We start from the raw sequence: 26054 nt of genomic DNA on the forward strand, positions 1-26054 counted from the left end.
TAATCCGAAGGCCCCCACTTGGGGGTGGAATCTGGGGCTGTAATCGTGACCCCCTTGACTGCCGAGCCGAGGGCTAGGCCTTCTTGACGACCCCGGACTTGAGCTGCATGCTCACTCCCTCGATTCGACATTCGATGTCGTGATCGCCCACACCCTGGCGCAGGCGGATTCCGCGCACCTTAGTGCCCACCTTGATGACGGTAGAGCTGCCCTTGAGTTTGAGGTCCTTGATGATGGTCACCGAATCGCCGTCGGCCAGCACGCTGCCGTGAGCGTCGGTGATCGCGGCATCCTGCACCGGCTCACCGGCGGAGGCGGCCCCTGCCGCCCACTCGTGCCCGCACAGTGGGCAGACCAGCAGCGCCCCCATCTCGTAGGTCAGTTCGCTGGAGCATTCCGGGCACGGCGGCAGGGTCTCATTCACCTCCCCATCGTAGAGCGGGGGCCCAGAGTCGATGGTCCCGCCCGCGGTGAGCCGTTGGCGTCGCCGCGGGTTGACGAGAGCGTTCAGACAAGAACAGGGCATTCCCCGACAACTCCACGCTAATGAGCGTATTTTGCCCGGTAGAGCGTGACGTCGTTCGGGACGGCACCGCACCAGCCCTGGGATGAAGGTGGAGATATGACCCTGCACGTCCTTAAGAATCCGCCACTGGCGAGCGGACGAGGCGGGTGGTTGACGTGAGCGTCCTCGCTGAGATCCTGATCGCCCTCGCGGCGATCATGGTCGTGTCCACCGTCACGGTCATCGTCATTGCACGCGTGCTGTACAGGCGGCTACGGCGAAGTCGGGCTCTCAACGGTGCCGTGCTGCGTGTGCGCACGCGGGTGAGTGTCGGCCCGAACCACGAAATCCTCCGCCTTCGGTTGCGTCTGAGGGACTCGCTCGCCAGTGGACAGGCCGCGGTTGACCTCGCCGTGCAGAGCGGAGGCCCGCATGGTGAGTTGCAGAGGCTCGTCGGACGGTTGCAGAACGAGGGCACCAGAGTGGAGTCGCAATTGCTGTTGCTGGCCACCGAACGGGACCCTGTCGTGCTCCGAGAGACTCTCCCGGTGGCCAGTCGGCGCGTCGACCAGATCACCGGGTTGGTGGGGCGGGTCCGTTCCGTCGTTGCCGCCGGCCTCGGTGTGCGCACCGATGACACCCTCACGACCCTGGGCGCCGACGTGGACCGTGAGATCGCCGCCGTCGACGCCGGTGTCGCGGAGTTGCACGCCCTCACCCTGCTGGACGGGTTGCCCACGCCGGAGCGGACCTCGATGCAGCAAACCTCGGCGCACCGGCTAGACAAAAGGAGCACCCCATGACCTTCACCAACCGACTGCGAGTCATCTTCCGGAGCAAGGCCTCCCGCACCCTGGACCGACTGGAGGACCCGCGTGAAGCTCTTGACGACAGCTACGAGCAGCTGGTGCGGATGCTGCAGGACGTGAGGTTGGGACTGGCCGAGGTTGCCACCGCGAAGAAACGGATCGAGCTGCAGGGCCAGGAGATGGGCGCCAGGCACCAACGGCTGGCCGACCAGGCCGATTCCGCCCTGAACCAGGGCCGGGAAGACCTGGCCAGGACCGCTCTGGAACGCCGCTCCCTGCTGGAGGGCCAGGTGGCCGCACTCCGTGACCAGTACACCCTCCTGCAGAAGCAGCAGGGGCAGCTGCAGGACAACGAACGGCGCCTGGCCGAAAGGGTAGCCGCGTTCCGCACCGAGAAGGAGAGCATCAAGGCCAGCTACGCCGCCTCGCAGGCGCAGGTGAAGGCGAACGAGGCCGCGGCCGGCCTCGGCTCGCAGATGAGCGAGGTCGGTATCAGCCTCGACAGGGCCAAGGACCGGATCATTCAGATGCAGGCCCGCGCCGCCGCGACCGACGAACTGCTCGCCAACGGCGCCCTCACCGATCTCACTGCCCCACCGGATGCCGACCTGGAGCGCCAGCTGTCGTCCGGGGCGACCTCGGCAGAGGTTGAGCGGCAATTGCGAGCCATGAAGGATGCCAGGACGGCACGCCAGGGCCGGCCGGCCGGGTCTCGGGGAGCGGGGCCGGACGCGTGGCTCAGTATCGGGAATGGTCCGACCGGGCCAGGTCCTGAAGCCCCCTGAAGCGTGCCGCCAACTTGCCAACGCCGGGTGAGAAGAGCCGGCAAGAATTCCCCAGAAATATTTCCGGAAATTCTTTTCACCCGGGTTCACAGCACGACGAAAAAACCCCCGATGACTACTGTCATCGGGGGTTTTCCTTGTGCTTGGTGGATCCGAGGGGATTCGAACCCCTGACCCCCTGCATGCCATGCAGGTGCGCTACCAGCTGCGCCACGGACCCAGACTTTGTTTCGAATTCCTCCGAAACAACTTCATTAGGTTACTACATGTTTTGAGTGCTCGCGAACCAAACGCTAGTCCGCGGCGTCAATTTCCACGGTGGATTCGACATCCGCGGCGTCGACGGTCGTGTTTGCGGCGCCGTCTGCGGAGGTGTCGACGGACTCGTCGGACGAGGCGGCCTCGTCGATGGGGATGACCGGGCAGTCCTTCCAGAGGCGCTCGAGGGAGTAGTAGACGCGCTCTTCCTCGTGGAACACGTGGACGACGAGGTCGCCGAAGTCAACGAGAATCCAGCGCCCTTCGGCGCGTCCCTCGCGGCGAAGCGGCTTGTAGCCGGCCTCGATCAGCTTGTCCTCGATTTCGCCGGCGATCGCGACGACGTTGCGTTCGGAGCGTCCCGTGACGATGAGGAAGATGTCGGCCAACGGCAACGGGGTGGAAACGTCAATGGCAACGAGGTCCTCCCCCGCTTTCGAGTCGGCGGCGGCGGCAGCCACCTTGAGGAGCTCGAGAGCGTGGGCAGAAGCGGTCATCGATTGAATCCCTGAGTTAGTAAAAGCGAAAAAGATGGCATGAGGAGATATGGGGTTGGTGGATATTCGGGGTTAGTAGATATTGAGGGCGTAGCCGACGACGAACAGCGACAGCACACCGATGGCGAGCACCGCGGCTGTGATCGCGAGAACCGTTGGCAGGGAGGCGCCGCGTTTGCGAGGCGGCGTCATCACGCCCCGGGTGGAGGTGTGGGTGCTCACGGCGCGGCTGGCGCTCACGGGTGCCACATCGTTGTGGTGACCGCCCTCGTCGAGCTGGTCGAGCATGCGGTCCATTTCGGACGAGTCGAACAGGTTCGGGTGCTGACCGGTAGCGCCCAGGCTTCGCGGGAGGTCGATCGATCCCGTGATCATGATCTCCCCGGTGCTGGTGATGGGGCCGCCGGGGCCCTGACGCGGGATGGACGGCAGGATCAGGGCGTTGGTGGTCGTGGGCATGCCGCCGGCGCCGACGCCGCGGCCCACGAGGTCGTCGAAGGTCGCGTCGTCGCGGCGCCCGATGGTCTCGATGTGGCTGTCGTCCTCGCGGTCCATCGACCAGTGGCCGATCGGCGGGTGCAGAGAGTTGACCGCGGCCGGCGCTTCGGTTCGGGGCTGGTCGTCAGCGGGGGCGGAGCGGGGTGCGGACACCGGAGCCGGTGGGGCCTGAGAAGGTGCGGCCTGTGCCTGGCCGGAGACCTCGTCGGCGGCACTCGCGGATGAGGCGGCCTGCAGGGCACGAAGCTCACGGCGGGTGAGGGTGCGACCGGCGTCGGCGACGGCCGGAGCCTCGGGGACCGGCAGCGGGGCGGGGGCCACAGACGTGTGCCGCGAGTGGTGCGGCTCGGACTCGACAGGCTTGGACTCGACAGGCTCGGACTCGACGGGCTTAGCCTCGACGGGCGCAACGATGTCGCCTGTGGCAGTCTCCTCTGCAGAAGGCGTCTCTGTGACAGCCGGCTCGTGCTCCCGAGCCAACTCGCGCAACTGTCGTCGCGTCAGTGGCTGCGGGCTATTACCCAACGTCATGCCACACTCCGATACAGATGGTGCTTTGAGATGTACTGGACAACCCCGTCGGGGACCAAGTACCAGACCGGGAAACCCCGGTTCACGCGTGCCCGGCAGTCAGTAGACGAGATCGCCAGAGCCGGAACCTCCAGCAAGCTTACGTCCTGGTTAGGCAATCCTGAAATACTCAGGTCGTGTCCCGGGCGACTCACAGCCACGAAGTGGGCCAGTTTCCATAGTTCGGCGACGTCTTTCCAACCCAGGATCTGGGTTATCGCGTCTGCGCCGGTGATGAAGAACAGCTCGGCATCCGGGCGTTCGGCGTGCAGGTCGCGGAGGGTGTCGATCGTGAAGGTCGGGCCGGTCCGGTCCACGTCGACGCGGCTGACCGTGAAACGCGGGTTGGACGCCGTGGCGATGACGGTCATCAGGTACCGGTGTTCGGCCCGCGTCACGTCGGTCTTCTGCCAGGGCTGCCCGGTGGGCACAAAAATGACTTCGTCGAGGTCGAAGCTCTGCGCAACCTCGCTCGCTGCGACGAGGTGCCCGTGGTGGATGGGGTCGAAGGTGCCGCCCATCACGCCGATGCGCGGGCGGTTCGGGGTCACGGCGCCGATTGTCAGTGGCCGTTGTGGCTGGCTGCGCCACCATGAGCCGCGGCATAGGCGTTGGCCTTGGCGCTGTGGCGGTTCGCGACGTCGCGGAAGCTCCAGACGACGAACCCGAGGGCGGCGAACACGATGAGGGCCACGAGGCCGTAGACCCAGGTCGCGACGGGCAGCTGGGTGTGCTCGACCTCGGCAAGGACAGCGGTCACGAACAACATGGAATCTCCGTTCAGGAATACTTTTTCGCGCTGCATCGGCGGGCGGCAGCGGTACCGCGACCAGTCTAGCGGGACGCTCCGCCCGTGCCGGTGAGCGGCACCGGCGCTAGTCGCGGATCTGGCCGGTACCGCGCACGATCCACTTGGTGCTGGTGAGCTCCGGCAGACCCATCGGTCCGCGGGCGTGCAGCTTCTGGGTCGAGATCCCGACCTCCGCGCCGAACCCGAACTCACCGCCGTCGGTGAACCGGGTGGACGCGTTGACCATGACCGCGGCCGAGTCGACCTCGTTGAGGAAGCGCTCCGCGTTGACGATGTCGTTGGTGATGATCGATTCGGTGTGCCCGGTCGAATACCGACGAATGTGCGCGATCGCGGCGTCAAGGTCGGCCACCACCTTGACGGACAGGTCCAGGCTCATGTATTCGGTCGCCCAGTCCTCGTCGGTCGCGGGGACCGCCGCCGGGTAGAGTGCTCGCACCGCGGCGTCGCCGTGGATGGTGACCCCGGCGCCGGCGAGCTTGGCGAGCACCCCTGGCAGCACCCGCGCGGCCGCCTGCTCGTGCACGAGCACGGTCTCGACGGCGTTGCAGACGCTGGGTCGTTGAACCTTGGCGTTGTGCACGATGTCCGCGGCCCACTGCTCGTTGGCGGAGGCATCCAGGAAGATGTGCACGACACCGGCCCCGGTCTCGATCACGGGCACCGTCGACTCGGTCACGACGGCCTGGATCAGCCCGGCACTGCCGCGCGGAATGAGCACGTCGACCAGCCCGCGGGCCTGCATCAGCGCCGTCGCCCCGGCCCGTCCGAACGGGTCGATGGTCTGCACGCACTCCCCCGGCAGGCCGGCGGCGACCAGCGCCTCGTGGATCAGGCCGACGAGTACCCGATTGGAGTTCTCGGCGGCGGACCCGCCACGCAGCACGGCGGCGTTGCCGCTCTTGAGGGCGAGAGCGGCGATGTCCACGGTCACGTTCGGGCGGGCCTCGTAGATGACACCCACGACACCGAAGGGCACGCGTATTTGGCTGATCTTGACGCCGTTGGCCAGGCTGCTGCCGCGCACGACTTGGCCGACAGGGTCGGTCAGCGCTTCGATCTCGTCGACGGCGTCGGCCAACGAGCGGATGCGCGCCTCGTCCAGGCGCAGCCGGTCGAGAAGTCCGGCAGTCAGGCCGTTCTCGGCACCGGCGGCCAGGTCGAGGGCATTGGCGGCGACGATCTGCGCCACGTTCTCGCGCAATGCCACGGCGATTCCCTGGAGCGCCGTGTTCTTCAGCCGGGTCGGCGCGGACGCCAGTGCGAGCGAAGCCGTCCGGGCTGCGACGAGCATCGCCGTGAACCCGTCAGGGCTGGAACCGGGCACGGCCGTGGCGGGTAGGGTCTGCGACATGCCGTCAGTTTAGGGCAGAACGCCTCACTGTTGTCGGGTCGGCCGGCTCGAACCAGGTGCCGATCGAGTCGCCGCGGAGGGCCTCGGCGACCAGCGCCGTCGACGTCACCAGGACCGCGGTTCCGGCCTCTGCGGCGATCCGGGCTGCGGAGACCTTGGTGCCGGCGCCGCCGGTGCCCACGCCGGACTGGGAGGAGCCGAATTCGACGCCGGGGAGGGTATCGCCCAGAGCCACGTGCTCGATTCGTTCCGCTCCGGGCAGGTGTGGGGGCCGGGTGTACAGCGCATCAACGTCGCTGAGCAGAACGAGCAGGTCCGCCTTGACGAGGGTGGCGACGAGGGCCGCGAGCCTGTCGTTGTCGCCGAACCGGATCTCGTGGGTGGCGACGGTGTCGTTCTCGTTCACGATCGGCAGGATGCGGAGGCCCAGTAGCCGTTCCATGGCGCGCTGGGCGTTGCTGCGCGGCGACGCGTTGTCGAGGTCACCCGCGGTGAGGAGCACCTGGCCGGCGACGATGTCGTACCGGTCGAGGCTGTCCTGGTAGCGGAAGATCAACAAGTTCTGCCCCACGGACGCTGCGGCCTGCTGGGTGGCGAGGTCGGTGGGACGCTCGTCGAGCTGCAGGTACGGCATCCCGGTGGCGATGGCGCCTGAGGACACCAGTACCACCTCGGCGCCGCGGCCGTGCGCTGACGCCAGGGCGTCAACGAGGGGTGCGATCTGCCCCACATTGGCGCCGCTGATCGAGGACGATCCCACCTTCACGACGATCCGTGCCGCAGTGCCGACGCCGCTGCGCTCCAGCGGCCGCCTCGCTCCTCCGGTCACTCGGAGTCGCCCTCCTTGACGCGCCGGCGGGCGGCGTTGTTCTCGGTGACTTCGCCTTCGCCGGCGTTGAACTCCTCTTCACCGGTGGACCACATACCGGCCTCGCGCTCACGGATGAGTTCGGCACGCGCGGCGGACTTGGCGTCCATGCGCTTGAGGTATTCCTCACGACGCTCGTTGCTGGTGCGGCGCTTGGAGTCGTCCATCCGACTGTCGGTACCACGCGGGGCAGTGATCAGCTCGGCTGTGGAGGTGAGGGTGGGCTCCCAGTCGAAGATCATGCCGTCGCCAGGGCCGATGACCACTGTCGAACCGGCGACAGCGCCGGCCTTGAACAGTTCGTCCTCGGTGCCGAGCTTGGCCAGTCTGTCGGCGAGGAAGCCGACGGCCTCGTCGTTCTTGAAGTCGGTCTGCTGCACCCAGCGTTCGGGCTTGGCGCCGAGGATACGGAAGATGTTGCCGAACGAACCACCCTCGACGCGCACGATGAAACCGCTGTCGTCGACGGGCTTGGGGCGGATGACGATACGCGGCTTGAGGGCCGCGGCTTCGGCGCTCGTGATCCGGCCGGCTTCGACGGTCTCGGCCAGGGCGAAGTTCAGCTGGCGCAGTCCCTCGTGGCTGACCGTGGAGATCTCGAAGACGCGGTAGCCGCGCTCCTCGAGTTCGGCCTTCACGAAGGCGGCGAGTTCGCGGCCTTCCGGTACATCGATCTTGTTCAGCGCGATCAGCTGGGGACGCTCGAGCAGGGGCGTCTGGCCCTCGGGCACCGGGTACGCGGCGAGTTCGCCGAGAATGATGTCCAGGTCACTGATCGGGTCGCGACCGGGGTCGAGCGTGGCGCAGTCGAGCACGTGCAGCAATGCGGTGCAGCGCTCAACGTGGCGCAAGAATTCGAGGCCGAGCCCCTTGCCCTCGCTGGCGCCCTCGATGAGACCGGGCACGTCGGCGACGGTGTAACGCACCTCACCGGCATCCACTACGCCGAGGTTGGGCTGCAGGGTGGTGAAGGGGTAGTCGGCGATCTTGGGCCGGGCCGCCGAGATGGCCGCGATCAGGCTGGACTTACCGGCCGACGGGTAGCCGACGAGTGCGACGTCGGCCACGGTCTTGAGCTCGAGGTAGACATCGCCCTCGAAGCCGTAGGTGCCCAGCAGCGCGAAGCCGGGGGCCTTGCGCTTGGTGGAGGCGAGCGCGGCGTTGCCGAGTCCGCCCTGTCCGCCCGCGGCGACGACGATGCGGTAGCCGGGCTCGGTCATGTCGGCGAGCTCGTTGCCCTCCGCATCCTTGACGACGGTGCCCAGCGGCACGCTCAGCTCAATGATGTCGCTGCCGTACCCGTTGCGGTGGTCGCCCATGCCGGGGCCGCCGTTCGCGGAACTGCGGTGCGGTGAACGGTGGAACGCGAGCAGGGTGGTCACCTGCGGGTCGGCGACGAGAACGATGTCGCCACCGTTTCCGCCGTTTCCGCCATCGGGGCCGGCGAGAGGCTTGAACTTCTCGCGTTTGACCGAGACACAACCGTTTCCTCCGTTGCCCGCTCGCAGGTGCAGCGTGACTTGGTCAACGAACGTGGCCATGGGAATGCCCCTTTCAGGTGGCGATACAAACAAACATGAGGACGAGCCGAAGCCCGCCCTCATGCTGAAAAGCTGTGTGGATGCCTAAGCGGCAGCTACCACGATGTTGACGACCTTGCGGCCACCCTTGGCACCGAACTCGACCGAGCCGGCTTCGAGGGCGAAGAGAGTGTCGTCGCCGCCACGGCCGACGTTCACGCCGGGGTGGAAGTGGGTGCCACGCTGACGGACGATGATCTCGCCCGCGCCGACAACCTGACCACCGAAGCGCTTCACGCCGAGGCGCTGAGCGTTGGAGTCACGACCGTTGCGAGTGGAACTCGCACCTTTTTTGTGTGCCATTAGTTATTCTCCTCGGGCCTAGGCGATGCCGGTGACCTGAACGCGAGTGAGCTCCTGACGGTGCCCCTGACGCTTCTTGTAACCGGTCTTGTTCTTGAACTTCTGGATGACGATCTTCGGGCCGCGAAGGTCGTTGAGGACCTCGGCGGTGACCTTGACGTTGGCCAGCGACGTCGAGTCAGAGGTGATCTTGTCGCCGTCGACGAGAAGCACGGCGGCCAGCTCGACGTTGCCGTCCTTGTCAGCCTTGATTCGGTCCATCGTTACGATGGTCCCGACCTCTACCTTCTCCTGCCGCCCACCGGCGCGCACAACTGCGTAAACCACTTTACGTACCTATCTCTGGGGAACCCCGGGGGCTCCGATTCCTATGATGGAAAGTTACCGAGTGCACATGGACCAAGTCGGACCATGTCACTTCAGAAAACCTTGGGCGCTACGTGGACAGAGTCCTTCGCACACCAACACTCGACTTTAGCTGATCGGAATGCCCCGGTCAAACCACCTCGAGAGGGCGTGTCGCGCCCTCGGTTCGATGGCGACGCCCTGGACAAGCTTAGGGCCGCGATTGTCCATACACTTTCAGCATGGGCATACTGATCGACCAGCCGGCCTGGGCGGCCCATGGCACGCTCTGGTCTCACCTGGTGAGCGACTCCTCGCTGGCGGAGCTGCACGCCTTCGCGGCCGCGCAGGGCATCCCCCGGCGCGGATTCGATCTGGACCACTACGACGTGCCCCAGGACCGCTACGACTCCCTGGTGGCGGCCGGAGCGGAGCCGGTCGACTTTCGCGGTCTCGTCACCCGGCTGCGGGCGAGCGGCTTGCGGGTCAAGGCCAGGGACCGCTGACAGACGCTCACCAGGTCGCGTCGATGCCCACGATGCTGCGAGTGATGGCCCCGGTTGACAGGTCGACGAAGAGTGTCGTCGCCGTGGTGGCCTGCGGGTCGACGGGGTAGCCATCCGTCACCTGGGTCTGGCTGTTCGGCACGGTCTGGATCGCCAGGTACTGGTCGTTGGGTGAGATGGCGAAGCCCACGATGGTCTCGTTGGGTAGCACCGGTTCGTAGACCACCCGCGTCGTCGGAGTCGCGGGGTCGCCCGTGACCAGGATCAGCGACTGTCCCACGCGCCCGGTCGCCTGGTCGAATTCGGCCACCCTCTGCACGTACCCCTCTCCCCCGGTGAGGAAGCGCAGTTCGGCTGTATACGGCGTGGTGCCGGCGACATCCTGCGGCACGATCGCCGCCTCGGCACCCGTGGACAGGTCGAGGATGTACTGGCGGTCCTGGTCTGACACGGCAATGCGCAGCCCGTCGGGGGCGAACGCGTTGAGGTTAGGGAATTGGCCGATGGGGATGGGTACGGTTTCGGTGCCTGCTCGGGGGTCGATCAGCAGCAGGGTGGTGTCGAAGAGCTGAGCCACGACCTCGGCGCGGTTGGCCATGAACCCCCAGGCGATGGCCTGCACGGGCTCACCATCGAGCCCGGTCACGGTGTCGACGGTGCCGCGGGTGAGGTCGAGCAGGAACAGGGTGTTGTCGTAGACGTGGCCTCCTGCTCCTGCTGCGCTGGTGAAGCGGAAGCCGATCGTGCTCGAGGACGGGGAGGCCTGCAGGTCGTGCACGGTTCCGGTGCCGGGCATGGTGAGTTCGGCGGCGCGGCCGTCACGGTCCACCAGACTGAGCGTGTTGGTGAGGTCCTCGGTGAGGGTGACCACCACGAGTTCGTCGCCGACAGGAACGAACGACTGGATGTATGGGGCGCTGAATGCGACGCTCGTCTCGGCGGATCCGACGGTGGTGCGTACGATCCGGTCGGGCGCCTTGGTCGGCTCGTTCGGCTGCGCCGGGGACCGGCTGAGCAGGTAGAGCGGCGCTTCGTCGGTGCGGAAGGAGACGGCGAGGTCGCTCGACCTGTCGGCGAACGGGCCGGTGACGTCGTTGACGGTCACCGTGTACTCGGTGTCGTAGGCGAGCGGCTGGGGGAAAACGATCACGATGGAATCGTTCCTGGTCTGCACGTCGACGACGCCGGCCGGGCTGACGGTGATCTGGTCCGTGCTCACCTCGGCGAGCTGCTGGTTCGTGTCGAGGACGAGCCGTTGGTTGGCCGTGGTGACGACGGCGCTCGTGTCGACCTGGAAACCGGTCAGCCGGGGCCCGTTGAGCACGTTGACGGCCACCAGGGCCAGACACAGCACGATCAGGCCGGTGAGGAGGGCGGCGAGGGTGCGGCGGAACCGCCGGCCACCGGCTGCGGTGTCCGGGTCGGCTGTCGAAAACTGCCCAGACGTGAGGTCAGTAGACATACGGGTCGCTCGGCTGGTCGACGGGCTCGATGGTGGTGGGAAGCACGGCGAGGGTGTCTGCGGATCGGGCGCTCGGGTTGCTCACGAAGGTGCCGGTCACCTGCACCCAGTCGTCGGTGTCGTAGCTGGCCTGCCAGCCGGGCTGGTAGACGGCAACGCCGATGGGCTGGGCGTCGACGGCGCAGCAGGTGACCACGAACCGGGCGGCGTAGAAGACGTTGTCGGGGTCTGCGGTGTCCGGCAGGACGAACCCGGTGATGCTGGCCGTTTTGTCGGCGTAGAGGGCGGGATCCTCGGACTGGGCCAGGAGCGACACCCACTCCTTCACGCTCAGGCGTTCGTAGTCGCCGGTGCCCACCAGGGCGGCCGCCTCCTCCGCTGCGGCCTCGCTGTCCAGCCCGCCGGAATTGACCTCCCGTTGGGTGGCTGTGGCGCTGGTCAGGGTGGCCGGGGGCAGGGCCAGCACCGTGACCGTCGCGATGGCCAGAAGCAGGGCGCTGCCACTCAATGCCCAGGTCCGCCGGCCGGCGGACCTGCGGCCGGACGGCTCCGACTCCCCTGCCGCCGGGGTGCGAAACACGAAGCTGGCCACTACGAAGACGAGGCCGACAACGGCCATCACGGTGGTGAAGATGAAGTAGCGCGGGTGGATGTACAACCCGAGCTGCCCGGTGGCGCCGAGCCAGATGGTGGCCACCACGATCACCAGGCTCAGGCCGATGCCGCGCCAGCGCTCGGCCAGGTAGCCGGCCAACGTGCCCTTACGCGACATTTCCTTATGCGACATTTCCCTATGCGACATAGTTCACCAACAGGCCGGCGGCCGAGCTCATCAGGGCCACCAACGCGGTGATCTGCACGAGGGTGCGGGTGGTGAAGGTGGTGCGCATCAGGGCGAGCATCTTGACGTCGATCATGGCTCCGAAGGTGAGGAAGGCGGCGATGCCGCCAGGCATGAAGGTGCTGCCGAACGACAGTACGAAGAAGGCGTCGACGTTGGAGCACACCGCGACGATGAAGGCCAGGGCGATCATGGCCAGCACCGACCAGACCGGGTTGCTGCCGAGCGCCAGCAGCACCGAGCGGGGCACAAAAACCTGGACGAGCGCCGCGATCAGCGATCCGATGAACAGTGCGGGCATGATCACCGCGGTCTCGCGGGTGAACAGGTCGACTGACCGCTCGATACGGCCCGGCCGGGAACCGTGCGGGTGAGTGTGCCCCTCGTGCAACCCGCCGTCATGCCCGCCATTGCTCACCGGCGCATCCGGCCGTTCGCAGGACGCTGAAAAGGTGCGGGTCAGGAGGCTGTCCGGGTCCGGGTGCCGGCTGAAGAGCCACCCGATAACGTTGGCTATCACGAAGCCGGCCACGATGCGGGTGATCAGGATCCCGTCTCCCCAGCCGAACGCCTGGTGGGTGGTGATGATCGTGATCGGGTTCAGGATGGGCGCGGCGAGCAGGAAAGTGATCGATTCCGGCACCGTGAAGCCGCCCACCATGAACCCGCGGGCCAAGGGCACGTTGCCGCATTCGCAGACCGGGAAGAACATGCCCAGCAGCGAGATGCAGGCGCGGCGGAGCACTGGTTGGCGGGGCAGGAATCGGGTGATGAAGCCGTGTGGGAGCCACACCTGCACCACCGTGGACAGCAGAATGCCGAGGAACACAAAAGGCGCTGACTCGATGATCACGCTCAGGGCGAGGGTGACGGTGTCCTGGACGCGGTCCGGCACTCCCCAGCCGGCGAACGCCGGGCTGACGGCACGGAGCGCGAACGCGGCGGCGACCAGGACCACACCGAGAATGAGTCCGGTGGGCACGCGCCGCACCGTCCCCCGATCCCTGTGCATCCATCGATCTTACCGGAGTGCGGCAACCAGACAGGCCAGGTCGACCGGCCAGGTCGACCGGCCCCGGACGACAACAGCGGTGCCGCCCGAATCGGGCGGCACCGCTGCAGGGCCGATGAGGCCGTCGACCGTTAGGCGTTGTCCTGCGTGGGAGCCACGATCGGCTGCACGGTGGCGGTCGGACCGCCGGCGGTGGTGACCCGACGGCTGCGCGAACGACCCTGGCCGGGCTGCTTGGGCTCCGGCAGGGCTTCAAGCACCGAATCGAGCAGCTGGTCGGTGACCTGCTTACTCACCGGACGGCGGCTGCGCGGTGACTTCTGCACGGGGATGTCGAGAATAGCGACACCGTCGGCCGAGTCGGCCGGCACGGCCTCCGGAGCCAGGAGAGGCGCCTGAACCGCCGGGGCGGCGGTGTCGGGCTCTGCGCCGAACGGGTCGGTGGACGCCCGGTCGGGCTGCACGGCGGGCGCACTGTCGGTCGACTGGCCGGTGCGGCCCCCCGAACGACTGCCCGAACGGTTGCCCCGGGAGTTCGAACGGGCCGTGGGCGCGGTGTCGACGCTCTCGGCCGCGGTCGGGGCGTCGGCCTCAGCAGCCGGGGCGGCGGCCGGGGCAGCCGTCTCGGTCGGCGCGAGCACGGGGATCGAACCGGTCAGTGAGCGGCTGATGGTGCGCGCGGCGATCAGCGCGAGGGCGTGCTTGGCGTCCTCGGTGATTCCGTGCGTGCCGTGGCCGGCCTTGGTGGAATCCGTCTGTACGGGCGCACCATGCGCCTGACCGGAATTCTGGTTGCCGTTGCCGCGCTGACCGGAGTTGCCGGCGTCGTGGCCGGAGCCGCCGTTGCCGTTGGACTTGCTGCGGGGGCGGCGCTCCTGAGTGGGCTGAGCGGTCTGGCGGTGCTTGACGACGGGGTCGTGGTGGATGACGATTCCACGTCCGGCGCAGGCCTCGCAGTTCTCGCTGAACGATTCGAGCAGGCCCAAGCCGAGCTTCTTGCGAGTCATCTGCACGAGCCCGAGCGAGGTGACCTCGGCCACCTGGTGCTTGGTGCGGTCGCGGCTGAGGCACTCGACCAGGCGACGGAGCACCAGGTCACGGTTGGACTCCAGGACCATGTCGATGAAGTCGACAACGATGATGCCGCCGATGTCGCGCAGGCGCAGCTGCCGAACGATCTCATCGGCTGCTTCGAGGTTGTTCTTGGTGACGGTCTCCTCGAGGTTTCCGCCGGATCCGACGAACTTGCCGGTGTTGACGTCGACGACGGTCATCGCCTCGGTGCGGTCGATCACGAGCGAACCGCCCGACGGCAGCCAGACCTTGCGGTCCAGTGCCTTTTCGATCTGCTCCGAGATGCGGTATTCGTCGAACGCGTCGCGCTCGCCCTCGTAGCGCTGGACGCGCTCGACGAGGTCGGGAGCCACCTGGCGCAGGTAGGACTCGATGACCTCCTGGGCGTCGTCGCCGGAGATGACCATCTTGTGGAAGTCCTCGTTGAAGACATCCCGCACGATCTTGATCAGCAGATCAGGCTCGCTGTGCAACAGGGCCGGACCGGACACCGTTTCAACCTGCTTGGCGATGGAGGCCCACTGCGCGGTGAGGCGGTTGACGTCGAGGGTGAGCTGTTCGTCGGTCGCGCCCTCGGCTGCGGTGCGCACGATGACACCCACGTTGTCCGGAAGGACCTCCTTGAGAATCTTCTTCAGCCTGGCGCGCTCAGTGTCGGGCAGCTTGCGGCTGATGCCGTTCATCGACCCATTGGGCACGTAGACGAGGTAGCGGCCGGGCAGCGACACCTGGCTGGTGAGCCGGGCGCCCTTGTGACCGATCGGGTCCTTGGTGACCTGCACCAGCACCTTGTCGCCGGGCTTGAGCGCCAGCTCGATACGGCGAGTCTGGCTCGCACCCGGGGAGTTCACCGCGGCGGCGTCCCAGTCGACCTCACCGGAGTAGAGCACGGCGTTGCGGCCGCGGCCGATGTCGACGAAGGCGGCTTCCATGCTCGGCAACACGTTCTGCACACGACCGAGGTAGACGTTGCCGATGAGCGACGCATCCTGGTTCTTGGCCACGTAGTGCTCGACGAGCACTCCGTCTTCGAGAACGCCGATCTGGATCTTGTTGTGCTTGGCCCGCACGACCATGGCGCGGTCGACCGACTCGCGGCGGGCGAGGAACTCGGCCTCCGTGATGACAGGGCGGCGGCGGCCGGCGTCGCGGCCGTCGCGGCGGCGCTGCTTCTTGGCCTCCAGGCGGGTGGAGCCCTTGATCCGCTGGGGCTCGGTGATCAGCTCGGGTTCGCGCGGAGTCCGCACCCGCACCACGGTGTTCGCGGGGTCGTCGCTGCGGCCTTCTTCACCGGTGCGACGGCGCGCGCGACGGCGCACCGTCGAGCCCTCTTCGGGGTCGTCATCCTCGTCGTCGAGCTGACGGCCGCCGGACCGGACCGGGGCCGGCAGAATCGCCGGGGCCTGGAAGATCAGGGACGTCGTCGGCCGGCGAACGACCTCGACGGTCTCGTAGAAGGGTGTCGGCAGGGCAGGGAATGCCACCGGCTGGTCCGCCGCGGCTGCCGCCTGGTCGGACGAGGCCTGGCCGAACGGCACCTGGTCGGAAGCCACTCGGTCGGCCGAAGCCGAGGGTGTCTCCGGCGTCACGGCCGGGTCGTCCTGAGCGGGTACACGGGGCGTGTCACCGATCGGTTCGAGCTGCTTGGCCGGTGCCGCCTTCCTGGTTGTTTTGCGAGTGCCGAACAGGCCCTTGCGCTTCTTGTTGTCGTTGTCTTCCACCATCACTGGTGCGCTCCTTGACCGCTGTGGATGACCGCGCCACCCACTCGGTTACTCTCTCGTGCGTTGCTCTCGCTTGCGCGAAAACCCCGCGAATCCTATTGCGTGCCGCAACCGGCTCTTGGCTCTGGTTGCAAATACCTTTGGTCTAGGACCAATGAATCTGGGCGAATGCCGCCCATTAAGCCTTATGGCATCGGTTTGAGCGCGGCTCAAACGACTGTTTTGATTATCGCACGCATTCCCAGGGACGCGCACGCGACACATGACATAATCCGAATGTGCCATTCACCACGTCAAAAAAGCCTCCGATCGGTCTCGCCGTTTTCCTGATTCTCGCGGGGGCAATCGGTTTCGCGGCGGCATTCGCGCTCACCCTGGACAAGTTCACGATGCTGGAGGATCCCGCGGCGCAACTGTCCTGCAACTTCAGTGTCCTGGTGGGCTGCAGCACCAACCTCGGCTCCTGGCAGGGCGCGGTGTTCGGATTCCCGAACCCGTTGATCGGGGTGGCGGGCTGGAGCGTGGTGATCACCATCGGGGCGGCGATCCTTTCGGGCGCCCGCTTTGCCCGGTGGTTCTGGCTGGGCCTGAACCTGGGGGTCGCCGGTGCGCTCGCCTTCGTCATTTGGCTGATGGGCCAGAGCTTCTTCGTCCTCGACGTGCTGTGCCCGTGGTGCATGGTCACCTGGACGGTGACGATCCCGGTGTTCCTCGCCGTGACCCTGTACAACCTCAAGACCGGCATCATTCCGTGTTCGGCGCGGGTGCGGCGCCTCGCGGCCGGCGCCTATTCGTGGATCTTCGTCATCACGATCGCCTGCTACCTCGTCGCCGCGACGATCGCCCAACTCCAGATGGACTTCCTTCACCGCCTCTGAGGCTTCTCCAGCCCGCAAGACGTGAGAAAGGCCCCGAAAACTCGACGTTTTCGGGGCCTTTCTCGCGGTTCGGGAGGTGTTTAGGCGAACCAGAGGGCCAGCTCGCGGGCCGCGGACTCGGGCGAGTCCGAACCGTGCACGAGGTTCTGCTGAACCTTCAGGCCCCAGTCCCGGCCGAGGTCGCCACGGATGGTTCCCGGTGCGGCCGTGGTGGGGTCGGTGGTGCCGGCCAGGGCGCGGAAGCCCTCGATGACGCGGTCGCCGGCAACACGCAGGGCCAGGATCGATCCGCTTTCCATGAATTCGACGAGCGGTTCGAAGAACGGCTTGCCGGCGTGCTCGGCGTAGTGCTCGGCGAGGAGCGAGCGCTCGGCCTGCACGAGCTTGATGTCGACGAGGGAGTACCCCTTCGCCTCGATCCGGCGAAGGATCTCGCCGGAGAGGTTGCGCGCCACGCCGTCGGGCTTGACCAATACGAGTGTTTCCTGAACGTTCGTCATGAGTTCTCCTTGTTCTGTCTTTCGACGTTCTGTCTGTCGATCCGTGTGCCGGTGATCATGCAGTAGACCCACATGCCGGCGAAGAGTGCCCCGACGAAGAACATCGCCGGGTTGAGGAATCCGGTGGCGACGACGACGACCTGGACTGCCCAACCGATCAGGTAGGCCCAGTTGAACCGTAGCAACCCGAGGGTGGCGACCATGATCAGGCAGAGCAACGCTCCCCCGCCCAGGGTGACCCAGGCTGGCAGATCGCTCAGCCCGAAGATCACCAGGGTGGCCAGGAACACCACGATCAGCTCGAAGCCGAGCACGATCGAGGCGAGTGATCGTCGAACCGATCCGCTTCTCACGTGGTCATCCAGTCCCCCGCGTCGGCCAACGCGACGGCGTCACCGACGAGGGTGATCGACCCGGCGACGAGCACGGCGCGCTTGGGGGCGTCCTGGGCCCAGCCGCGAGCTGCGTCGAGGGCCTGGGCGAGGTCGCCGAACCTGAACGTGTCCGCGTCGCCGACGTGTTCAGCGACGAGGTCGGCGAGGTCGTCGACCGGGATCGCCCGCTCGGAGTGTGACTGGGTCACGTGGAAGCGGGCCACGGCGGGACGCAGGGCCTCGATGATGCCCGCGGCGTCCTTGTCGGCGAGGATGCCGACGACCACGACGATCTCGTCGAAGTCGAAATAGCTCTCCAGCGCCGCGGACAGGGCCAGGGCCCCGTGCGGGTTGTGCGCGGCGTCGACGAGCACTGTCGGCTCGATGCCGACCAGCTGCAGCCGTCCGGGCGAGGTCGCGGTGGCGAGTCCTTCCACCAGGATGTCTTCGACCAGGGCCTGGCTGCCCGCGCCGAGGAATGACTCGACGGCGGCGATGGCCACGGCGGCGTTCTGGGCCTGGTGGGTGCCGTAGAGCGGCAGGAACAGTTCGGAGTAGGTGCCGGCGATGCCGCGCACGGAGATGAGCTGGCCGCCGACGGCCACGTGGCTGGCGAGGAGGGCGAATTCGCTGCCCTCGCCCACCAGGGTCGACTCGGTGAGCTCGGCGGCCCGGGTCAGCTCGGTCATGGCCTCCGGCGGCTGCGCTGCGGTCACGACGGCCGCCGCGGGCTTGATGATGCCGGACTTGGTGCGCGCGATCTCGGCGATGGTGCTGCCGAGCCGCTTGGTGTGGTCCAGGGCAATCGGGGTGAACACGGCCACCTGGCCGTCGGCGACGTTGGTGGAGTCCCATTCGCCGCCCATGCCGACCTCGAGCACGACCACGTCGACCGGCGCATCCGCGAAGCAGGCGAAGGCCAGAACGGTGAGGGCCTCGAAGAAGGTGAGGGGTTCGTCACCGGCGGTGGCGAGTTCGGCGTCGACCATGAGCAGGTAGGGCTGGATGTCGGCCCAGTTCGCGGCCAGGGCCTCGTCGGTGATGGACTGCCCGTCGATCACGATGCGTTCGTTGAGTCGCACGAGGTGCGGGCTCACCAGCAGGCCGGTACGCAGGCCGTAGGCGCGCAGGATGCTCTCGATGATGCGGCTGGTGCTGGTCTTACCGTTCGTGCCGGTCACGTGGATGATCGGGTACGAGTTCTGCGGGTCGCCGAGCAGTTCGACCGCCCGGCGGGTCGCCTGCAGCCGCGGCTGCGGAGATCCCTCGCCCACCCTTTCGAGCAGTGCGGCGAGCACGGCGTCGCCGGCGTCACGGAATTCGTCGGGGTAGTAATCGTCAGACATTGATGGTTCCTTTGTCGCGGGCGACGGCAACGATGACCGGTCCGTGGTTCGCGTAGTGGTTGGCCTCGAAGCGCACGTAGTGCTCCACGATCGAGCCGGTCAGACCGGGCAGCCATTCGGACGGGGTGCCGGCGGCATCGGCCGGTGCCGAGTGCGTGCTGAACCGGATGGCCAAGGTTTCGCCGGCGACGTCGACGCCTGTCGCCAACGAGAAGGTGGCGGCGTCGGCCTCGTCGAAGAAGACCAGGTCCAGGCGGATGCGGTCACTGACCTCGAAACCGGCCGACTTGCGGGTGTCCTGCACGGCGCGGATGAGGTCGCGGGCCAGGCCCTCCGCCTCGAGTTCGGGCGTGGTGGTGGTTTCCAACAACACGAATCCGCCGCCGGCGAGCAGGGCGAGCGCCGAACTGTTCAGCACCGACTCGGCGTCCGCGGCCGTGGAGGCGGCCTGCAGTTCCAGTTCGTACTCCCCCGCGACCAGTTCGATGCCGCCGGCGGTGACGACACCGTCGGTTTCGGACCAGTCGCCGGTGCGGGCGGCCTTGATGACCTGCTGCACCTGCTTGCCCAGGCGCGGGCCGGCGGCGCGGGCGTTCACCGTGAGCTTGGAGGTGATGCCGTAGCTCTCAGCGCTGTCGGCCTCCTGCTCGACCAGGGTCACGGCCTTGACGTTCAGCTCGTCGCGCAGGATGCCCTCGAAGCCGGCCAGGGCGGCCGCGGCGGTGGTGACCACGGTGAGGTTCGCCAGGGGAAGCCGCACCCTCAGGCCGGCCTTCTTGCGCAGCGACAGCACTGTGGAGCTGACCAGGCGCACCTGGTCCATGGCCGTGACCAGGCCGGGGTCGGCCGGGAACACCGTGGCGTCAGGCCAGTCGGTGAGGTGCACGCTGCGTCCGCCGGTCAGGCCCTGCCAGATGCGTTCGCTGATCAGCGGCAGCAGCGGCGCGGCTACGCGGGTCACGGTTTCGAGCACCGTGTACAGGGTGTCGAAGGCATCCGCTCCGGTGCCGTCGGCGGTGACGCCTGCCCAGAACCTGTCGCGTGACCGGCGCACGTACCAGTTGGTCAGCACGTCCGCGAAGTCGCGCAGGCGCGAGGCGGCGAGGGTGCTGTCGAGGCGTTCGAGGTCGCCGGTGACGTCCTCGATGAGGTCGCGGGTCTTGGCCAGCAGATAGCGGTCGAGCACATCGGTGGAGTCGGTGCGCCAGGTGGCGGTGTAGTCGGTGGCGTTGGCGTAGAGCGAGAAGAAGTACCAGGTGCTCCACAACGGCAGCAGCATCTGGCGGGTGCCCTCGCGGATGCCCTCCTCGGTGACGATGAGGTTGCCGCCACGCAATACCGGGGAGCTCATCAGGAACCAGCGCATGGCGTCGGAGCCGTCGCGGTCGAAGACCTCGTTGACGTTGGGGTAGTTGCGCAGCGACTTGCTCATCTTCTGGCCGTCGTTGCCGAGCACGATGCCGTGGCTGACCACGTTCTTGAACGCGGGCCGGTCGAACAGGGCGGTCGAGAGCACGTGCAGCAGGTAGAACCAGCCGCGGGTCTGGCCGATATATTCCACGATGAAGTCGGCCGGGTTGTGGCTGTCGAACCACTCCCGGTTTTCGAACGGGTAATGCACCTGCGCGAACGGCATCGAGCCGGAGTCGAACCAGACGTCCAGGACATCCTCGATGCGTCGCATGGTGGACTGCCCGGTGGGGTCGTCGGGGTTGGGCCGGGTGAGCTGGTCGATGTAGGGGCGGTGCAGGTCGGTGGGGCGCACGCCGAAGTCCGCTTCGAGTTCATCGAGCGAACCGTAGACGTCGATGCGCGGGTAGGCGGGGTTGTCGCTCTTCCACACCGGGATCGGGGAGCCCCAGTACCGGTTGCGGCTGATCGACCAGTCCCGGGCGTTGCCGATCCACTTGCCGAACTGGCCGTCCTTGACGTTCTCCGGAACCCAGTTGACCTCTTGGTTGAGGTCGACCATACGATCGCGGAAGTCGGTGACCCTGACGAACCAGCTCGACACGGCCTTGTAGATCAGCGGATTGCGGCAGCGCCAGCAATGCGGGTAGGAGTGTTCGTAGCTGGCCTGGCGCAGCAGCCGGCCCTGCGACTTGATCAGCTGGGTGAGCGGCTTGTTGGCGTCGCTCCAGAGCTGACCGGCGACCTCGGTGACGGCGGGCAGGAATTTTCCGCCGTCGTCCAGCGAGAGGATGACCGGGATGCCGTAGGCCTGGCAGACCGTCTGGTCCTCCTCGCCGTAAGCGGGAGCCTGGTGCACGATGCCGGTGCCGTCGGAGGTGGTGACGTAGTCGGCGACCACGAAGCGCCAGGCGTTCTGGGTGCCCCACTCGCTCTCGTCGGCGTAATAGTCGAACAGACGGTCGTAGGAGACGCCTTCGAGGTCGCGGCCGGTGACGGTGCGGCTGATGGCGGCCGTCGCGTCGGCGGCGCTCTCGTAGCCGAGGTCCTTGGCGTAGCTGCCGACCAGGTCGATGGCCAGCAGGTACTCGGCGCCGAGCACCTCGGTGGCGGGATCGGGTGCGCCGGCCTGCTCGCGCAGCACCTCGGCATCCGGCGTGCCGTTGGGGCCGGCGGGAACGACGGCGTAGACGATTTCGGGGCCGACGGCCAGGGCGAGGTTGGTCGGCAGGGTCCAGGGGGTGGTGGTCCAGGCAAGGGCCCGAACGGCGGTGAGGCCGAGGGTCTCGGCCTTGGCGCCGACCAGGGGGAAGGTGACCGTGACCGTCTGGTCCTGGCGCATTTTGTAGACGTCATCGTCCATGCGCAGTTCGTGGTTGGACAGCGGGGTCTGGTCCCGCCAGCAGTACGGCAGCACCCGGTAGCCCTCGTAGGCGAGGCCCTTGGTGTGCAGTTCCTTGAACGCCCAGATCACCGACTCCATGAAGGTGATGTCGAGGGTCTTGTAGTCGTTTTCGAAGTCGACCCAGCGGGCCTGGCGGGTGACGTACTTCTCCCAGTCCTTGGTGTATTCGAGCACCGATTCGCGGGCGACGGCGTTGAACGCGGCCAGGCCCATCTCTTCGATCTGGCTCTTGTCGGTGATGCCGAGCTTCCGCTCGGCCTCCAGCTCGGCGGGCAAACCGTGGGTGTCCCAGCCGAACCGGCGGTGCACCTGCTTGCCGCGCATGGTCTGGAAGCGCGGGAACAGGTCCTTGGCGTACCCGGTGAGCAGGTGGCCGTAGTGCGGCAGGCCGTTGGCGAAGGGCGGGCCGTCATAGAAGACCCACTCCGGCGCTCCCTCGCGGTTGTCGATGGAGGCCTGGAAGGTGCCGTCCTTCTCCCAGAAGTCCAGCACCTCGCCTTCGATCTGCGGAAAGTTCGGTGAGGGAACGACGGCTGCGTCCAAGCGGGCCGGGTCGGCGTCGGGGAGGCCGAACGCGTTGTCTGTGGGCTGCTGCGGGTACGTCATGCTTCTCCTGGACGAGGCGGTGTTGAGTCGCTGGCCTATTCCACGAGGACGCTCGCCCCGACAGGACGTTGCGCGGTACCACCTCGCTTGCCGTTCCTGGAAGTAGCGAACGACCGCTCAAACTAAGGCTGTGACGGGCCCGACCCGTTCGGCTCTACTTGTCGAGAACGTGCCGGGGCACGAACACGACGTTCTTCCGAAGACTCCCCGGTGATAGCCGGATCTGCGTCTGTGAATCACTATCGATCAATACTATCTTGTCAGGAATCCTGGACCCGGTCGAGAACCGGGTGGAATCCCGCGCAGACCGGCGAGATCGCCACGTCAACGTACCCGGCCAGCTCCCCGCGGCCCACGCCGGCGGCGGCCCACTCCCTGGCGGCCGCGACCGCCGCCGCCACCACCGCGCTCGAGAACGCCCGTCCGGCGAGATCGGCCAGGGCGGCCTGCCCCGGTCTGGCGCCGACGAACTCGTGCACGAGACCCACCTGCACGAGAAATCTGGCCAGCGCGGATGCTTCCAGCTCACTGCTCGTCGCCATCAACTCATACTGGGTGAGCGCCCAGGGCACCCGGCCGGGCCCGAACCCCGCGGCCACCCGCAGCAGAGCCTGTCGCACCGATTCGGTGACCGGGGCGGCCCTGTCGCAATCGGCGAGGGAGGCGGGCAGAACGTCCAGGCCCGCATCGACATCCACCCAGAGCAGATCGCTCTTGGCCGAGAAGTAATTGAAGAAGGTGTTGCGGCTCACCCCGGCCCGCCGGGCGATATCTCCGATCGTGGTACCGGCGTAGGTCTGCTCCAGGAACAGCTCCGCCGCGGCTTCTTCGAGCATGGCCCGGGACGACGCCTGGGGTCGACCGGGGGCACGGGAATCGGACACGGCTCTCCTGTGTTCTACGATGAGACTCAACACATCTTTTTTTGGACTGAGTCCAATAATGCCACAGCAGGCTTCCCCCGTATTTCCCCTGAACCGCACCGCTTTCGTGAAAAGAGACCGCCGCATGCCCCGTCCGGGAATCATTCCTTCGCGCTCCACCACCCTCGCCGCCCTGGCCGGTGCGGCCGCCCTCGGCCTCGCCCTGACCGGCTGCACGAGCGCCGCGTCCTCCGGAGGCGGCGACGAGCCCACCAGCGGTGGAACCCTGACCTACGCGTCCGGTGACGCCGAGCCCACCTGCCTGGACCCCCACGTCGGCGGCAACTACCCGCAGGCCCTGGTCAGCTCCCAGTTCCTGGAATCCTTGGTCTCCCTCGACGCCGACGGCGCCATCATCCCGTGGCTGGCCGACAGCTGGACGGTGAGCCCCGACGGCCTCTCCTGGGAGTTCACGCTGAAAGACGGCGTGACCTTCACCGACGGCACCCCGCTGGACGCCGCCGCGGTGCAGGCCAACATCGCGCACCTGCAGGACCCGGAGACCGGTTCATCGACCGGATACCTGGCCCTGGCGAAGGTCACCGGTACCGAAGCGGTCTCGGATTCCGTGGTGCGGCTTACCCTGGCCCAGCCAGACAGTGCCCTGCTCGAGTCGCTCGCCCAGCCGTGGCTGGCCATCGAATCCCCCACCGCGCTCATGCGCAGCCAGGACGAGAACTGCGCCGCACCGGTGGGCACCGGACCATTCATCGTCGACTCCTGGGTGAAGCAGAACGCCATCACCCTGGTGCGGAACGAGGACTACAGCTCTCCCCCGGCCGATGCCGAGCACGACGGGCCGGCGTACCTGGAAGAAATCGTCTGGCGCTTCATCCCGGACTCGGCCTCCAGGTACGCCGCCCTGCAGGCCGGCGAGGTCGATGTGATCGACAACGCCCAGCCCGACACCATCAGCCAGGCGGAGGCCAGCGACACCATCGTTCACCTCGACGCGCCGCGCCCCGGCGCCTCCAATCGCATCGAACTGAACTCCGGCAAGGCACCGTTCAACGACGCCGCGGTGCGTGAGGCGTTCATCCGCTCGGCCAACGTCGACGACGCCGTTGCGTCGTTGTTCCAGGGCAGCGCCGAACGGTCCACCTCCGCACTGTCCAGCGTCGAACCGCTCGGGGTGTCCAGGCCGGATCTGTTCGATTACGACCCTGACGCCGCCGCCGAGCTTCTCGACGGTGCCGGCTGGGCGGAGAAGGACTCCGACGGCTACCGGGTCAAGGACGGAGTGCGACTCACCGTGGTCTTCCCGGTCAGCACCAACCAGTCCATCCCCGCCGAACAGTCGCTGTTCGAGCAGATTCAGGCGACGGCCAAGGAGACCGGGTTCGACGTTCAGCTGACCAAGCTGGACCTCTCCAGCTGGTACACCGCCCTGGGCAGCAACGCGTACGACGCCGTCAGCGCGCCGTACACCAAGATCGGCCCCGACGTGCTGCGAATCCTGTTCCACTCCGACGGCATCACCCCCGCGCCCAGCGGCTACTTCGCCAACCACGCCCAGGTGAACGATCCCGAACTGGACTCGCTCCTCACCGAGGCGAACCAGGTCTCGACAGGCTCGACCAACGGTGGTGACGCCGACCAGCGCGCCGCGCTGTACGAGGACGCTCAGGACCTGATCCTGGAGGGCTTCTACATCCTGCCGCTCTACGACCAGCAGAATCACTTCCTGCTCGGCACGGCGGTCGAGGGCGCTCGCGCGCTGCCGACGGTGTCGACGCCGGCGTTCTACGACGCGTGGCTGAACCGCTGACGACAGCCGCCCGGCGGGGCGCACGGCCTCGGCTCCGAGGTCTCGCCCGGCGACTCGCGGGCGCGGTCTTCGTGCTGTGGGCCGTCGCCACCGTCACGTTTTTCGCCGTGCGACTGATCCCGGGCGACCCTGCCGAGGCGATCCTCGGCGGTCCGGGCTCACAGACCTCACTGGAGGCGCTCGCGGCGGTGCGCGCCGAGTACGGGCTCGACCAGCCGCTGCTGGTGCAATATCTGCAGCAGCTGGGCCGCCTGGCCACCGGCGACCTCGGCCGGTCCTATGCGCTCAACATGGATGTCGGCCCGCTCGTGCTCAGCCAGCTCGGCGGCACCCTGGTCCTGGCCGTTCTCTCGCTCGCGGTCGCCTGGCTGATCGCCCTCGTCCTGGCCACGTGGTCCACCGGGCGCGGCCGCCTCGCGGCCCGGATCGGCACCGGCCTCGAGATCGTCGCTGCGGCTCTGCCGCACTTCTGGCTGGCCACCACGCTCATCGTGGTCTTCAGCGTCTGGTGGGGGGTGCTGCCGCCGATCAGCACCGCGGATGCCCGCGGCCTGGTCCTGCCCGTCGTCACCCTGGCCATCCCCCTGGCCGGTTTCCTCGGCCAGGTCATGCGGGAGAGCCTGAACACCGCCCTGGAATCACCGTTTGTGCTCTCGGCCAGGGCCAGGGGGGAAAGCGACCGCGGGGTGCTCTGGCGGCACGCCCTGCGGCACGCCGCACTGCCCGCGATCAGCCTGTCCGGCTGGGCGTTCGGCTCCCTGATCAGCGGCGCCGTGGTGGTCGAGACGATCTTCGCCAGGCCCGGCCTCGGCCGCACCCTGCTCAACGCCGTCACCGTGCGCGACGTTCCGGTGGTGGTCGGCGTGGTGATGGTGGTCGCTCTGGCCTACATCCTGATGACCATCGTCACCGACCTCGCGTCCGGCCTGGCCGACCCACGACCCACCGAAATCGGGAACGGAGCGCTCTCGTGAGCGAACTGGAGATTCAGGCGTCGGCGACCGGTCACAGTGCCGGCCGCTCCCAGTCATCCGCTCCCGGC

General features: G+C 67.4%; 25 protein-coding genes and 1 tRNA gene. 6 read left to right on the forward strand and 20 right to left on the reverse strand.

From position 1 onward, the window contains the following. Positions 1-73: 73 nt before the first annotated feature. The gene (locus tag E3O60_RS14315; RefSeq protein WP_088456360.1) at positions 74-424 is read right to left on the reverse strand and encodes a zinc ribbon domain-containing protein YjdM; all 351 of its coding nucleotides are present in this window, start codon (positions 422-424) and stop codon (positions 74-76) included. 257 nt (positions 425-681) lie between these two features. On the opposite strand from E3O60_RS14315, the gene E3O60_RS14320 reads away from it, so the two are divergent. Together E3O60_RS14320 and E3O60_RS14325 are read left to right on the forward strand one after the other, a co-directional pair. Next, the gene (locus tag E3O60_RS14320) at positions 682-1308 is read left to right on the forward strand and encodes a hypothetical protein (protein ID WP_133159795.1); all 627 of its coding nucleotides are present in this window, start codon (positions 682-684) and stop codon (positions 1306-1308) included. Continuing rightward, positions 1305-2099 carry a PspA/IM30 family protein gene (locus tag E3O60_RS14325; protein WP_134498448.1) on the forward strand — a complete coding sequence of 265 codons (795 nt, stop codon included), beginning with the start codon at positions 1305-1307 and terminating at the stop codon, positions 2097-2099. Before E3O60_RS14320 ends, E3O60_RS14325 begins: the two co-directional genes overlap by 4 nt. 144 nt (positions 2100-2243) lie before the next feature. Here E3O60_RS14325 and E3O60_RS14330 read toward each other — a convergent pair. The 10 genes from E3O60_RS14330 to rplU all read right to left on the reverse strand — a co-directional run bounded on the left by E3O60_RS14330 (position 2244) and on the right by rplU (position 9165). Further along, positions 2244-2319 (reverse strand) — tRNA-Ala (locus E3O60_RS14330). A gap of 73 nt (positions 2320-2392) precedes the next feature. Further along, entirely contained in the window at positions 2393-2854 is a 462-nt protein-coding gene (gene rsfS / locus E3O60_RS14335) for a ribosome silencing factor (RefSeq protein WP_134498450.1), read from the reverse strand. Between the two features lie 72 nt (positions 2855-2926). Beyond that, on the reverse strand, positions 2927-3673 hold the full coding sequence (locus E3O60_RS14340) for a hypothetical protein (protein WP_134498452.1): 747 nt from the start codon (positions 3671-3673) through the stop codon (positions 2927-2929). Between the two features lie 206 nt (positions 3674-3879). Further along, the gene (gene nadD / locus E3O60_RS14345; RefSeq protein ID WP_255416811.1) at positions 3880-4482 is read right to left on the reverse strand and encodes a nicotinate-nucleotide adenylyltransferase; all 603 of its coding nucleotides are present in this window, start codon (positions 4480-4482) and stop codon (positions 3880-3882) included. Positions 4483-4484: 2 nt separating this feature from the next. Next, positions 4485-4691 carry a hypothetical protein gene (locus tag E3O60_RS14350; protein WP_088456365.1) on the reverse strand — a complete coding sequence of 69 codons (207 nt, stop codon included), beginning with the start codon at positions 4689-4691 and terminating at the stop codon, positions 4485-4487. Between the two features lie 106 nt (positions 4692-4797). Then, positions 4798-6087, reverse strand: coding sequence for a glutamate-5-semialdehyde dehydrogenase (locus E3O60_RS14355; RefSeq protein ID WP_088456366.1), 1290 nt, complete (start codon positions 6085-6087; stop codon positions 4798-4800). Positions 6088-6091: 4 nt separating this feature from the next. Continuing rightward, complete coding sequence (proB, locus tag E3O60_RS14360) at positions 6092-6892, reverse strand: glutamate 5-kinase (RefSeq protein ID WP_088458016.1); 801 nt, start codon at positions 6890-6892, stop codon at positions 6092-6094. Positions 6893-6912: 20 nt separating this feature from the next. After that, positions 6913-8496 (reverse strand): GTPase ObgE, encoded by a 1584-nt coding sequence (obgE, locus tag E3O60_RS14365; protein WP_088456367.1) that lies wholly within the window; start codon positions 8494-8496, stop codon positions 6913-6915. A gap of 84 nt (positions 8497-8580) precedes the next feature. Next, a complete protein-coding gene (gene rpmA, locus E3O60_RS14370; RefSeq protein WP_066595878.1) occupies positions 8581-8838 on the reverse strand; it encodes a 50S ribosomal protein L27 in 258 nt (85 codons plus the stop codon). Positions 8839-8856: 18 nt separating this feature from the next. Further along, on the reverse strand, positions 8857-9165 hold the full coding sequence (gene rplU / locus E3O60_RS14375) for a 50S ribosomal protein L21 (RefSeq protein ID WP_066595881.1): 309 nt from the start codon (positions 9163-9165) through the stop codon (positions 8857-8859). A gap of 260 nt (positions 9166-9425) precedes the next feature. On the opposite strand from rplU, the gene E3O60_RS14380 reads away from it, so the two are divergent. Then, on the forward strand, positions 9426-9689 hold the full coding sequence (locus E3O60_RS14380) for a DUF4031 domain-containing protein (RefSeq protein ID WP_088456368.1): 264 nt from the start codon (positions 9426-9428) through the stop codon (positions 9687-9689). A 7-nt stretch (positions 9690-9696) separates the two neighbouring features. Here E3O60_RS14380 and E3O60_RS14385 read toward each other — a convergent pair whose 3' ends face one another. The 4 genes from E3O60_RS14385 to E3O60_RS14400 form a co-directional block, all read right to left on the reverse strand. Then, positions 9697-11151, reverse strand: coding sequence for a hypothetical protein (locus E3O60_RS14385; protein ID WP_134498454.1), 1455 nt, complete (start codon positions 11149-11151; stop codon positions 9697-9699). After that, positions 11141-11938 carry a TIGR03943 family protein gene (locus E3O60_RS14390; RefSeq protein ID WP_241993280.1) on the reverse strand — a complete coding sequence of 266 codons (798 nt, stop codon included), beginning with the start codon at positions 11936-11938 and terminating at the stop codon, positions 11141-11143. The genes E3O60_RS14385 and E3O60_RS14390 overlap by 11 nt, the downstream gene beginning before the upstream one ends. Positions 11939-11942: 4 nt before the next feature. Beyond that, a complete protein-coding gene (locus E3O60_RS14395; protein ID WP_134498456.1) occupies positions 11943-13004 on the reverse strand; it encodes a permease in 1062 nt (353 codons plus the stop codon). 131 nt (positions 13005-13135) lie between these two features. Further along, positions 13136-15802, reverse strand: coding sequence for an Rne/Rng family ribonuclease (locus E3O60_RS14400; protein ID WP_134498715.1), 2667 nt, complete (start codon positions 15800-15802; stop codon positions 13136-13138). A gap of 278 nt (positions 15803-16080) precedes the next feature. Here E3O60_RS14400 and E3O60_RS14405 point away from each other — a divergent pair, with 278 nt between their 5' ends. Then, on the forward strand, positions 16081-16680 hold the full coding sequence (locus E3O60_RS14405) for a vitamin K epoxide reductase family protein (protein ID WP_134498458.1): 600 nt from the start codon (positions 16081-16083) through the stop codon (positions 16678-16680). Between the two features lie 80 nt (positions 16681-16760). Here E3O60_RS14405 and ndk read toward each other — a convergent pair whose 3' ends face one another. From ndk to E3O60_RS14430, 5 genes are all read right to left on the reverse strand, one after another. Further along, positions 16761-17180, reverse strand: coding sequence for a nucleoside-diphosphate kinase (gene ndk, locus E3O60_RS14410; protein ID WP_088456374.1), 420 nt, complete (start codon positions 17178-17180; stop codon positions 16761-16763). Next, positions 17177-17533, reverse strand: coding sequence for a DUF4233 domain-containing protein (locus E3O60_RS14415; RefSeq protein WP_103459903.1), 357 nt, complete (start codon positions 17531-17533; stop codon positions 17177-17179). The genes ndk and E3O60_RS14415 overlap by 4 nt, the downstream gene beginning before the upstream one ends. Beyond that, entirely contained in the window at positions 17530-18900 is a 1371-nt protein-coding gene (locus E3O60_RS14420; RefSeq protein ID WP_088456376.1) for a folylpolyglutamate synthase/dihydrofolate synthase family protein, read from the reverse strand. The genes E3O60_RS14415 and E3O60_RS14420 overlap by 4 nt, the downstream gene beginning before the upstream one ends. Next, positions 18893-22321 (reverse strand): isoleucine--tRNA ligase, encoded by a 3429-nt coding sequence (gene ileS, locus E3O60_RS14425; RefSeq protein WP_134498460.1) that lies wholly within the window; start codon positions 22319-22321, stop codon positions 18893-18895. The genes E3O60_RS14420 and ileS overlap by 8 nt, the downstream gene beginning before the upstream one ends. Before the next feature lie 260 nt (positions 22322-22581). Then, positions 22582-23205 carry a TetR/AcrR family transcriptional regulator gene (locus E3O60_RS14430; RefSeq protein ID WP_240632186.1) on the reverse strand — a complete coding sequence of 208 codons (624 nt, stop codon included), beginning with the start codon at positions 23203-23205 and terminating at the stop codon, positions 22582-22584. A 124-nt stretch (positions 23206-23329) separates the two neighbouring features. On the opposite strand from E3O60_RS14430, the gene E3O60_RS14435 reads away from it, so the two are divergent. After that, the gene (locus tag E3O60_RS14435; RefSeq protein ID WP_174776233.1) at positions 23330-25012 is read left to right on the forward strand and encodes an ABC transporter substrate-binding protein; all 1683 of its coding nucleotides are present in this window, start codon (positions 23330-23332) and stop codon (positions 25010-25012) included. Beyond that, positions 24997-25986 carry an ABC transporter permease gene (locus tag E3O60_RS14440; protein WP_240632187.1) on the forward strand — a complete coding sequence of 330 codons (990 nt, stop codon included), beginning with the start codon at positions 24997-24999 and terminating at the stop codon, positions 25984-25986. Before E3O60_RS14435 ends, E3O60_RS14440 begins: the two co-directional genes overlap by 16 nt. The last annotated feature ends 68 nt before the right edge of the window (positions 25987-26054 follow it).

The sequence above is a fragment of the Cryobacterium sp. TMB1-7 genome (assembly GCF_004402435.1).
Classification (GTDB): domain Bacteria; phylum Actinomycetota; class Actinomycetes; order Actinomycetales; family Microbacteriaceae; genus Cryobacterium; species Cryobacterium zongtaii.